Below are 12,195 nucleotides of genomic sequence, written 5' to 3' on the forward strand. Positions count from 1 at the left end.
CGGCTAGCACGAAGAACTACGAGCACCAATATCCATCCTGGTCCAAAGACCAATCCCAATTGCCAACAGTCACACATTCGAGCAGCTGATTAAGAAAGGCGGTTTGACAATGGACGATACCTTTTCTCCATTTGGAGCTCCCGAGTGGAAGGAGGAGGCCACCGAGGAGCAAATCCGACGTTTTCGGTCCAAACTACTTGCATGGTGTGCAGAACGCCCTGCCTTGCTTGCCCTCGTTGCGAGCGCCGCAGGCTTCGTGCTCATCTTCCTCTCCTATTGCACTCAATTCGGCCGAGCCTTCTATTTCGCCATTCCAATCACTGAAATTCCCCCTGCGGAAACTTTGGAAACCATTTTGATCATGATCGCTGCCGCCGTTATCCTGCTTGCAACAAATTCAGTTTCATATCGCGAGGTAAAATACCAGAAGTGCACCCACATCCTAAAACAACTCGTCAAATGGTGGGGCTTTTTATTCATCCTGGTAGTTATTATTTTTGTACTATATGTGCTAATTACCGCGATAATTAACGCGCCAATTAACACATTAATTGCCCCGCAGAACGCTGAAAATGGCCAGAGCGACTCCTGGATTGAACCATTGCCAGGACTTCTTGGCGCACTCGTCCTTCTTGCTCTCCTTATATGGATACTGGTTTTTGGAATGGGAGCTATCTTCGGCCTCTCTGAGCGCAGAAGCCCCCTATCGGTCCGCTGCTACGAAAAAGACTCGCCGCAAAAAACTGCTCCAAGCAATAACGCGGGAATCATACGGAACAAAATTGGCCGCCAGGCACTTCGATATGGCCTAGCTCTAGCTATTCTGTCGTGTGGTTTTGTCGCCATAGGTTTTATCGCTCCGCAGTATCCTGGCGCTCCCGCAACTATTGCTGTTGTCGACAACGAGACCGAAGAAAAGCAAACCTGGCTTGTCGTGTTCTCTGACAAAGATCGCGTTTGCGTGGAGGAATGCGATCTAAGCGATTCCTCACTCTTGAAAGTAGACACATCTCATTTTCTATGGATGGACAAGTCAGACCTGGTTTTCTATCCCATCTCAACACCCCGCATAACCGTAGAACTTCCTTCGGACAACGAAGTCAATCCCGATTCAAGCGCAAATCAAAATTGATGGCCGCATCGGAGAAATTCAGTCTGCAAAATCACCAAACGGCTAATGACAGACTGGGGTAGCCATTAGGCAGGGCTCCTGGGTACCAAACCGCCTGTTTTTGACGGGCGTTTCGGGTTTTCCGTCAAAAATGAGGGGTTTGGTATCGCGGGCGGTTTTTTGGCGATGCCGTGACCTGGTGCTTCTTTGGGCGAGGGTTCCAAACCCCTGCTTTTTGCCGGGAAAAACGGTACCAAACCCCTTATTTCTGCCGGAAAATCTTCTGAGGCTGGCAGAAATGAGGGGTTTGGTATCGAAGAGGGTCTTATGGGACCATTTTTACAGCCAGCAGGGTTATCTGCGCCGCTCTTTTTCTTCGTGGCCGACAATCGGGCCCGCCCCCACCAAACGGAAAGCGGGCCGGCTCCGGGAAGGGAGCCGGCCCACTGAGGTGTTGGGGCGCGAGTGGTGCTTAAGCGGCGCAGGTTGACGCGAACCCTACGCGGCGCGTTGCCGCCGCTGGCTGGAGCGCTTGCTGCGCCTGGCTGCGATGCTGAGGCGACGCAGGTCGGAGCGCTCGAGGCCTAGGCGGCGTCTTGCTGCTGCTGGCCGTAGAGGCGCAGCATGTCCTCGATGCTCATGCCGCCCATGCCGCCCTGGGGCTGGCCCATGGACTGCTGCTCGGTCTCGGCCTTCTTCTGCTGCTGGGTGGCAGCATCGTCGCCGAGAGTCACCTGAACCTCCTTCTCCTGGCCGCCACTGTTCACAGTCAGGGTCACGGTGTCGCCGGGGTTCTTGGTGCGCACGTCCAGCATGAGGTCGCTCGCGCTTTCCACGGGCTGGCCGTCGAAGGCGGTGATGATGTCGCCGGGCACGATGCCGGCCGCGGCGGCGCCGGAGTTCTCGGACACGCCGGCCACGTAGGCGCCAGTGTCAACGGCCAGGCCGTAGCGCTGGGCCGCCTGGGCGCTCACGGTGGACAGGCTCACGCCGAGCTGAGCATGGGTGGGCTCCTGGCCGGCGATGATCTGCTGAGCCAGGTTGATGGCGTAGTTCACCGGGATGGCGAAGCCGACGCCGGAGTAGTTGCCGGAATAGGAGGTGATGAGCGTGTTGATGCCGATGAGCTTGCCCTCGTCATCCACGAGCGCGCCACCCGAGTTACCGGGGTTGATGGCCGCGTCGGTCTGGATCATGTTCGGATAGATGGTCACCTCGCCCGAGCCGCCGGACTGCATGGACTCGGTGGCGTCCATGATCTGGGAACGACTCGTGGCCGATACGATGCCCGTGGCCACGGACTGCTCCAGGCCGAAGGGGGAGCCGAGGGTCATGACCCACTCGCCGATAGTTAGGTTGTCGGAATCGCCGATATCCATGGGGGTAAGCCCGCTGGCATCCTTAGCCTTCAGCACGGCCACGTCGGAGGAGGCGTCGGTGCCTACCAGCTCGGCATCGTAGGTCTCGCCGGCCACGGTCACCTTATAGGCGGCGCCACCTTCCACCACGTGGTTGTTCGTGATGATATAGCCATCCTCGGACAGCACCACACCAGAGCCCTGGGAGTACATCTGAAGTTCCTGGCCGCCCTGATCCTGCGGGGCACCATAACCGTAATTGTAGCCGAACAGCTCTTCCAGGCCGCCCATGCCGCCCATGGACTGGGGCGCGGCGTACACGTCGATGGCCACCACGGAGGGCAGGCACTTCGCGGCCACGGCCTCGGCCAACGTGGCATCCTCGCTCGGCGAGATGACCACCGGCTGGCCAGTGTTGGGGTCGGTCACCGTGGCGGCCGGGGAAGAGCCAGTCATGGCGTCCACGGCGCCCCACACGCCGAAGGCGAGCACGCAGGCCACCAGGGCACCGGCAAACGCGATGAGGAAGGTCTTGCCGCCGGAGCTCTTCTGAGCCGCATGCTGGGCATGGACGGGCTCGGCTTCATAGGTTTGCTGGGCGCCGGCCTGGGGCGCGGCATAACCGTGCTGGGGCGCTCCGTAGGCCTGCTGGCCATGGGGAGCACCGTGGGTCTGCGGGGCAGTCGGCGCGGGATGAACCGGCTGGAAGGGGTTCGGCTGGCCGGGCTGGCCGCCGGGGTTCGGGGTGCTCCCGCCGGGGGCGGGAGTGCCGTTCATGTCGGTCATAGGGGTCTCCTTTGCAGAAGGGTTGCAACGTATGCTGCGGCAAACCTTAGCACGCCCCTGAGAGAATCCACCATGCTGGCAACCCATCGTCACGCTTGCGTCACGGAGATACACCAACTGGTGTACATCCCGTGACGCCCCATGGAAAACGGGGCGGCCCCTTGCTCGTGAAGAAGGACGGTCTGCCGGGCACGGACGTGGCGCTCAACGAAAAGCGGGGCGGCCCCTTCCGGAACCGCCCTGCTCACTCGCTCATGCTATCCGCGTTCGACAGGCCTGGCTCGCGGCCCGGCCGACCCCGGCCCTAGCCGCCGCAGCCCCCTAAGCCCTGCGCCGGCTCTGACGCCGCGACCGCGCCAGGGCGATGACGGCCACGCAGCCGGCCACGCAGGCCGCGACCACCAGGAGGGCCCCGCGGGCCGCATCCCCGGTCTGGGCCAGGTACAGCAGTGTGCGGTGCTTCTTGTCATCGTCTGCCTCGCCGCCGATGATGCCGCCCTTGGCGTTCACATCGGCCGACGGGTACACCGGGTCGGGGTTGCTCACCCCGGGATGCCCCTCGATGAAGGAGTCCCAGCCCTCGGAGGGCACGAAGGGGCCACCAGGCGTCGTGCCGGCACCGCCGGGCTCGCGGGTGGAAGGCAGCGTGCCGTGGGCCGAAGCCGTGTTGCCCACGTCCTTGCCCACCGCGTCCTCGGTCACCAGAGCGTCGAAGGTCACCGACACCGAGGCACCGCCGGGCAAGTCGCCGCAGGCCACGGCCAGCACGCGGCTGCGCACATCGTAGGCCGAATCGGGCACGTCGTGCACCGTGCCGGCGGCATCGGTCAGCTTGATGCTCTTCTCCAGCACCTCCAGCCCCTCGGGCACCTCGTCGCGAACGACCGCGTCGTACCACATGGAATACGGCTTGGCATTGCTCACCGTTACTGTGTAGCGCACGGTATCGCCCACGTGGGTGCTACCGTCGCTGCGGTCCAGGTTCTCGGCCGTCTTCACCAACTTCACGTCGGCCGGTCCCTCGTCGTCATCTTCCAGCTTCGGATCCGACGGGCTTGCCGTGCCGGGGTCGGCCGGCTCGGAGGGCGGAATCACGATCTCCTCGTCCTCGGGAATCTCGGGGAACAGGTCTTTGATCTCGTCGATGACGTCCTTCTCCTTGTCCTCCCACGTGGTACCGTGGTCCTCGGGGTTGTAGGGGCCGGGCGGGGTGGGCTTGCGGTCGATCTCGATGGGCCCCGGTGTGGGGTTGTCGGGATCGGGCTCGGGCACCGTCTGCGAGGGCTGGGTGCCCAGGGGCGCCGCTATGTTGGACAGGTTGCCGTCGCCGTCCAGGGCCTCGCCGGTCACCGTGCACTCGAAGGTGACGCTGGCGCTCTTCAGCCCCGGCACATCGCCCAAGCAAAAACCGAGAATGCGCGAGGCCTCGTCCCAGTCGGCCTCGAAGTCGCGGTACTCGTTGCCCGCCGCGTCGATCACCACCGCCGAGCCGGCCACATAGGCCAGGCCCTGGGGCAGTGGATCCTTCACCACCACATCGTAGTAGGAGCTGCCGGGCTTGCCGTTGGCCACGGTAATGGTGAAACGAATGGTATCGCCCACCAGGGCCGATGCCTGGTTGGGCCGGCTCGCGAAACCGGGGGTCACGTTCTCGGCCGTCTTGGTCGTGGTAATGTCGCCACCGGGACGAGGGTCCACGTCGTCTGGCACGATGATGAGATCGTGATCGTCGCGAGCATCGGGGTCCACCGGGTCGGGGCGCATCTCGGGCGTGATGGGCACCGTGACGATGACCTCCTCGCGAATGGGGTCGCCATCCGGGTCATCGGGGTTGGGCCGCTCGATGGTCACGGGAATGTCCACGTGGTCGGCCTCGGGGTCCTCTTCCAGCTTCTGTTTGATCTGCTCGTCCAGCTCCTTGGCAATATCCTCGGGCGACTGCGGGTCCTCCTTGTCGCCGAACTGCACGATGACGTCGCCCTCCTGGATGGGGCGCTTCGGCGGCTGGGCATCGGGATCGTCCGGGTCGGCATCGGGGTCGGTCGGCGGAGCCGGCTTCGCCGGGTCGTCGGGGTCGGCATCCACGGCCTCGTCGAAGGGCGAGCCGGGTTTCACGGGGCCTACGGGCACGCCGGGCTTCTTCGGGCCGTCGGGGTTGCTCGGGTCTTCCGGCTCCGGGTCCTCCAGGTCGCCGCCGAGAATCTCGGTGGCCGTATCGGGGTCGGGCACAATGGGCTCCGGCTCCGGTTCGGGAGCGGCATCGGGGCTCGGGGGCAGCGTCGGGTTGGCCTCGGCCTCGGCCGGGGTCACCTCCACGCCGTTCTCGGTATCGATGCGGTTATCCCAGTCGAAGGCGTCGGGATCGATACCGTAGACGCCCGACACCTCGGAATGGCTCAGGAACTCCGGTTTCTCGCCCGGCTGCTTGTCCAGCACATCGGTCTTCACGACCACGTCCAGCTTGAAGCGGTAGGACTGGCCGCCGAACAGCGTGGGCAGGCTCTTCACCACCACCTTGTCGCCGACCACCTCGTAATCGGCCTGCACCTCGTTGCCCTCAGGGTCAACGATGGTCAGGGCCGAGAAGTCGGTGTCGCCGGGAATGCCCAGCTCGTACACGGGGTTGATGCAGGCGGTGTCGTTCTTCTCGTTGGTGGCCGTCACGACATAGCGCAAGGTGTCGCCGGGGCGAATGGTGCCGTCGGTGCGCGACATATCGTAAGCCGTCTCGGTCATGGCCAGCTCGGGTTCCTTGGCCAGGTCGGGGAAGATGTACACGTCGAAGCTCTTGGTCACGCTGCTGTAGGCGCCCGTGCCCTTGATGGTGGCCGTAATGGTGGTCTTGCCCGCCGACATCACCCGCGCCACGGCGCCCACGCCGTAATCCACCTTGCCGTCCACATAGGGGCGGTTCGTGGTGAAGTCGTTGGGCTCGATCTTAATCACGCCCGGGTTCGAGCTGGTGAACACGATGTCACCGATGGAGTTGGACTGCACGTACAGCGGGAACCAATCCGCATGGGTCGCGATCACCGTGCCGTCCTCGTCGGTCTCGTCGCGGAACTTCGACACGTCGGTCTCTTCCCGCTTGCCGCGGGGCTCCTTGGTGGCAGGGTCAACCCAGTCGCGCTCGGTCTTCTCGTTGATGTTGGCCTTCACGGTAGCCTCGTTGGCGGCTTGCTCGGCCTCGCTGAGCCCCTCGCCATTGGGCACATAGCCGGTGTCCTTCATGTTGAACAGGCGGAAGTCCGGCGTGGCCAGCTCAATTTCCACCGGTGCCGCCTCGTTGGCCGACTCGTAGTAGTTCACGTAGGCGGAATCGTTGTGGGCCGGCTGCCAGGCTTCACGGGGCTCGGTGCCCATGATGCGGGCCAGAGCCGAGGCCACAGCGGCGCCGGCAGCGGCCTCGTCGCGCGGGTCGGATCCCGGGCGGGCGCTCGTGTACTCCACATACACATGGTGCTCGTTGCCCTCGGCGCTCTTGTCCTCCAGGCCGAAAGCCTCCAGCTGGCCGCGGGTCAGGTTGAAGTAGGCCATGGTGTGCTCGCGGCCGTCCTTGTCCTGCTTGATCCACGCCTTCTCGAAGGTGTCATCCTCCAGCTCGGCGCGGTCGAACTCGATGACGCCGCCGAGGCTCTCGGGCACCGCGCGCCCGTCGATGTACAGTTGCAGACGGCCCGTCGGCGCCTTGCAAGTGGGCTTCGACATATTGGAACCGTCGGGATAGGTGTCGCCGAAAGGCAACTTGTCGCTGGCCACGTCCACGGGCACCACAAGGTGGTTGTTCGTGGCAGTGTTGAAGTTGCCGGCGTTCTCATCCTGGGCCCAGGTGGGGCCGGTGTACTCCTTCTCCACCTTGTTGCCGTCGCCGTCGGTGATCTCCAACTTCAGCGGCTCGGTCAGCTCCCAGGAGGTCTTCGAGGTCACCGGCGAGATGATGGCGCTGCCCGTAGCCGCATGGCCCCAGTAGGTCATGTTGAAATTCGTGTCGGAGGCATACTGATTGGAGCGTACTTCGATGGTGTACGTTCCCGCAGCGGTGGGCGTCTTGGTATTCTCCGACGCGCTGCCGACCGTCTCACCGTCCTCATCCACCTGCCAATAGTAGTACTTGATGAACTTGTTCTGGTTCAACTCGCCGGCAGGGGGATCGTCGACGGGAATGGGGGTCTTTTCCACGTCGACTGGCTCAAGCTGTTCTCCATCGTAGTACTTGTTCCAGTTCTCCTGCACGAAGGTCTCGTCCAGCTCGAAGACGTTCCATTCCTTCGGCTTGGTGTCACCGCCGTCCACCGATCCGGGGGGAAGGGTGGTATTGGAGGTGAGCAGCTTGTCTCCCACATAATAGGAGAAATTCGCATCAATCTGATGATCGGCGTTCGTGCCTTGGGGAAGCCAGAGATACAGCTTGCCGTCGTTCAGGTTCGCCGGTGCCCCATAGCGTGGGTCGGAAAGCTTCTTGTCAAGCAGAAGCTCCCAGCTCTCCATCTTGGCGTTGAAGTCAGGCGTAACCCCGGCCTTGTCGGCCGCCGCCTGAATCTTCGACTTCACGTCCACGGTAATCATGCCGACCTTCTTGGTCTTCTCCACGTCGCCCCATGCAAAAGCGGTCTGACCCGGCGCCACGCCGTTGCCTTGGAAGCGCGTGCAGTAGACCGAGCCGCCGGTGATGATCACATAACCGCCGTCACCGCCGATCTCGAGGTAACCAGCGCCGTTGCCCCAATGGGGAAGCAGCGTACCGCCGGTGATGAGAATGGTCTTTCCTGCATTGGTGCCCGCGCAACCCTGGCCGAAGGCATTGCTGTGCTCGGCGCCAAAGGCCTCGATGAAGCCACCGTTAATGGTGATGTCGCCAGCCACCGTGGCGTGGGCGTTACGCGTTATGAGAGCATCCTGGAAGGGGAATGTGTACTGGGTTCCCAGGGACATGCCGCCCTCGTAGGTGCAGCCGCCACCGATGGCCGCCCCATGATAGGAGGCATAGGCTTTCACCTCGCCGCTGTTGAAGATAGTCTCGGTGCTGCCCGCTGCGTGGCCGCCGCCGATGCCGCAGCCGGCGCCGTTGCCAGTTCTGTCGTTTGCCTCGGCATGGATAATGCCGCCGTTGAACGTCATGTGACCCGAATTCTCCAGAGGGCCGCCGCCGATGGCCGCCGCACGAATGCCGCCATAGGCGTTCAGGGCTCCCGGGTTGCGGCTGTCGAGGTTCGAGAGGCTGTTGACCAGATCGGAGCCTTTGGCCGTAGCCGTCTGCGTGTCGCCGTCCTTATCGCGGTACTTCGTGCCTGCGGGAATCATGCCCTGCTCGGGAACAATGGCCCTGCCGGCCGTGTCCACGTTGCGGACCGCGTCGTCTACCACGAGGACCGAACCCTCGCCGCAGCGAAGGGCCGGGTACTGCTGATAGCGCGTGGGGTCGGTGGCAGTGTTCGCCGTCTTCGTAAGGTGCTGGTTGGCGTAGAGCGTGTTCACCGTGCCGTCAGCGAGGGTGAGGTGCACGGTCGTCTTGTTCTTCACATCGTCAGCAGACACCTCAGTTGTAAGGTAGGAGCCGTTATCGGTGCTGTTGGTGACGATGTTGAAGGGAAGTTCGCTGCGAATGTTCACGCCCTCGAAGGTGATATCGGCCTTCACGCCGGGCTCGACCCGGATGGAGGTGGCCACCGCCGTATCAACCCCCTGGGTATTCTTCAGACGATAGGTGCCGTCTTTCTTGATGACGAGGGAGGATATCGTGTTTTCGGCCTTGTACTGAGGGTACACCGTAATGTCGCGGCCGCTGTTCGAGCCAGCGGGACGCGTGCTGCTCCGACAGTAATGGGTATAGGTCACCGTCTCCAAATCGTAGTCGGTGCCGGGCGTGCCGCCCTGGATGGAGAGGCCGCCGTAGTCGGTGAAGCCGTCACCGTCGGCCTGGGGCGCGGGCTCGCCTTCCTCGGAGGCCGCGACGATGCCATCATCGGCTGGGGGAGCAGCGACAGCCGGGGCATCGGCAGAGTCGGCGGCATCGACAGCGGGATCGGCTACCTCTTCCTTAGAAGCGCCCCCCCCCGTGGCGTTTTCGGAGCCATCGCCGGGTGCCGAGCTGTCAGGCGCAACGCCATCGCCACCAGCGGAAGTGTCGGCGTGCTCATCAGATTCGGGCGGCAGGGCCTCGCCAGTGCCAGTTTCGCCGGCATCCAGAGGACGGTCGTTCACCGTCAGCGAATCGGAAGATGTTTCTTCAGGGCTTCCGTAGGCGAATGCACCCACGGACGGCAGGGTCAAGCCCGCCGCCAGGGTTACCGCCAGGATGCAGCGAAACAGCTTCTTTTGGGGTACGTTTTCTTTCATTGCTGCTCCCACCTGGCCTTCCACAGCCGATGGACCGAGGAAGACGCAAACGTAATCGTCAGTATAGGTGTCGCACAGTATACGCCAACCCGACGATTTTTCAACAAAGCGTCTTTGCTCGGGAACGAAACATGCCGTTAAGAGTCCCGCTGCACCGTTGGGCGGGAGCCGATGCAACTCCAGCAGCTAGCCCGCCAAATGATCGGTGGCGCCGATGGCCCCCACGGAAATGGCGCCATCATCCCACACCACCTCGGTGATAGAGGCATTCTCGATCTTGGAGGGAAAGGGCACGTCATCGCGGGCGTACAGGAACACCAACGCGCGGATGAGCAGGGCATGGGACACCACGAGCACATTGCCACCGCCCGCCTCCTCCACGGCGCGGCCGCATTCGTGCAGGAACGCCTCGATGCGGGCAGCTATGGCAGCGAAATTCTCAGCCCGTTCCATTGGATCGGTGGCATTCAGATAGTCGGCGATCTCGTTGAGGCGCCGATTCTGGGCTTCCCGGGGCAGATCCTCCCCGAACAGATCCCGCAGGCACTGGCGCATGGCCTCAGAGGGTTCTCCCTCCAGCGCCCCGAAGCACCACTCGCGCAGCCGTGCATCTTCGCGTACGGGAACGGGCGCAATAGCCCGTCCCTCGCAGGCACGCGCCTCTGCCCGGGCTTCCAAGGCCAGGGCCAGCGTATCGCGGGCCCGGGAGGCGTCGCTGGCATAGGCGGCCGCAAAATCCCGATCGGCCAAGCCCCGGCCGAGCAGGCGGGCATCGCGCACACCCTTCTCGGTGAGGGGCGAATCGCACCAGCCCTGAACGCGGTTCTCAACATTGAACTGGGTTTCCCCGTGGCGGGTGAAGTAGAAGGTGACGGCCATGACGTGCGGCTAATCTCGGTCGTAGTTCGCCAGGAAGGCCCGGGTGCGGTCGTGCCGGGGGTTGTTGATGACCTCGCTGGCCGGTCCCTGCTCTACGATAACGCCGCCGTCCATGAAGATGATCTGATCGGCCACGTCGCGGGCAAAGCCCATCTCGTGGGTGACGATCACCATGGTCATATGCTCGGCCGCCAAATCGCGGATAACCTTCAGCACCTCGCGCGTGAGCTCCGGGTCCAGGGCACTCGTCGGCTCGTCGAAGTACAGCACATCGGGGTTCATGGCCATCGCCCGAGCAATGGCCACGCGCTGCTGCTGGCCGCCGGACAGATCGCAGGGCACCATGGATTCCTTATCGGCCAAGCCCATCTTCGCCAGCAGATCGCGCCCCCGGGCCAAAGCCTCGTCCTTCGGCATCTTCTGCACGCAGATGAGGGCATCGGTCACATTCTGCAGCACCGTATAGTGCGGAAACAGGTTGAAGTTCTGGAACACGAGCCCATAGCGGGTCTTGGCCGTCGCGATGGTGGCCGCATCTCCGTACACGGCGCGGCCCTCGGCGTTGTTGGAGCACACCACCAAATCGCCGTAGGACAAGTCGCCCGAGTTCAGCGTTTCCAACAGCGCCAGGCAGCGCAGCAGCGTGGACTTCCCGCCGCCCGACGGCCCGATGACCGCCAGCACGTCGCCCTTATTCACCGTCAGCGAGATATCCTTCAGGACCTCGTTGTCCCCGAAGGCCTTCTTGCCGTGGTTCAATGTTACAACAGCGTTAGTCATGATAATAATCCAGCTTCTTCTCGACGCGGTTCAGGATAAACTCGATGACCAGACAGAACACCCAGTAGATGAGGGCGGCGATGGCGTAGGGGATCATGGACACCTCGCTGGCCGCGAGCGCCTTGGCTGCCGAGAACATCTCCATGATGCCGAGCACGAAGGCCAGAGACGTGTCTTTCACCAGGGTGATGATCTCGTTGCCCATGGCCGGCAGAATGCGCTTGATGACCTGGGGCAGCACAATCTTCGTGAAGGTCTGGGCCTTGGAATAGCCCAGCACCGTGGCCGCCTCGTACTGGCCGCGGGGAATGGACTGGATGCCCGAGCGGTAGATTTCCGCGAAGTAGGCCGCATAGTTCAGGATGAAGCCGATGGCGCAGGCCCAGAACTTCCAATCGCTACCCATGTTCAGGCCGAACAAATAGTAGGGGCCGAACATGATGGCCATAAGCTGCAGCATGAGCGGTGTGCCGCGCAGGATGGAAATGTAGAGCTGGGCGAGCCAGGCCAAGGGCTTGAACCGGCTCATGCGGGCCAGGGCCACCACAATGCCGAGGGGCAGCGACCCCACGAGCGTAATGACGAAGATTTGGGCCGTCAGCCCGAAGCCTTCCATGAGAATGCCCATCATAACGGGAAATTCCACGCCTCTCCACTTCCTCTCTAGCCGTCCGGCCTACACCCGGGTGCCCATGATACCGCACCCCAGCGCCACGGAGGGCGAAGCCCGTCAGGACTTCGCCCTCCCTCTATATATCTTTACCTACTTCTCGCTGGTTCGCCCAAGGAAGTCAGCGAGGTTGCGACCGGCTAGTCAGTCAGCACCCAGTTGTCGATGCTGATGCCGTACTCGCCCCACTTCTCGCACAGCTGGGCGATGGTGCCGTCGTCGTACATCTCCTTCAAGGTCTTGTTCACGGCGTCCACCATGGCGGTATCGCCGTC

The 12,195-nt window shown here is 62.8% G+C and carries 7 protein-coding genes; 1 reads left to right on the forward strand and 6 read right to left on the reverse strand.

Annotated elements, in window-relative coordinates:
- The first annotated feature begins 109 nt into the window (after positions 1-109).
- Positions 110-1,132, forward strand: a complete 1,023-nt coding sequence (locus ACTOXK_RS03070) for a hypothetical protein (RefSeq protein WP_482277049.1) — start codon at positions 110-112, stop codon at positions 1,130-1,132.
- A gap of 563 nt (positions 1,133-1,695) precedes the next feature.
- On the opposite strand, the gene ACTOXK_RS03075 is transcribed toward ACTOXK_RS03070, so the two are convergent.
- The 6 genes from ACTOXK_RS03075 to ACTOXK_RS03100 all read right to left on the reverse strand — a co-directional run bounded on the left by ACTOXK_RS03075 (position 1,696) and on the right by ACTOXK_RS03100 (position 12,180).
- Positions 1,696-3,255, reverse strand: coding sequence for a S1C family serine protease (locus tag ACTOXK_RS03075; protein WP_482277048.1), 1,560 nt, complete (start codon positions 3,253-3,255; stop codon positions 1,696-1,698).
- A 321-nt stretch (positions 3,256-3,576) separates the two neighbouring features.
- Positions 3,577-9,591 carry an isopeptide-forming domain-containing fimbrial protein gene (locus ACTOXK_RS03080; protein WP_482279844.1) on the reverse strand — a complete coding sequence of 2,005 codons (6,015 nt, stop codon included), beginning with the start codon at positions 9,589-9,591 and terminating at the stop codon, positions 3,577-3,579.
- 186 nt (positions 9,592-9,777) lie between these two features.
- Positions 9,778-10,470, reverse strand: a complete 693-nt coding sequence (locus ACTOXK_RS03085; protein WP_160325044.1) for a histidine phosphatase family protein — start codon at positions 10,468-10,470, stop codon at positions 9,778-9,780.
- A 9-nt stretch (positions 10,471-10,479) separates the two neighbouring features.
- Positions 10,480-11,250 (reverse strand): amino acid ABC transporter ATP-binding protein, encoded by a 771-nt coding sequence (locus tag ACTOXK_RS03090; protein ID WP_160325045.1) that lies wholly within the window; start codon positions 11,248-11,250, stop codon positions 10,480-10,482.
- Positions 11,243-11,896: an amino acid ABC transporter permease gene (locus ACTOXK_RS03095; protein WP_135970631.1), complete on the reverse strand. Its 654-nt coding sequence runs from the start codon at positions 11,894-11,896 to the stop codon at positions 11,243-11,245. Before ACTOXK_RS03095 ends, ACTOXK_RS03090 begins: the two co-directional genes overlap by 8 nt.
- Before the next feature lie 164 nt (positions 11,897-12,060).
- Positions 12,061-12,180, reverse strand: coding sequence for a hypothetical protein (locus ACTOXK_RS03100; RefSeq protein ID WP_482279845.1), 120 nt, complete (start codon positions 12,178-12,180; stop codon positions 12,061-12,063).
- Between the last annotated feature and the right edge of the window lie 15 nt (positions 12,181-12,195).

It is taken from the genome of Adlercreutzia sp. (genome assembly GCF_056795635.1).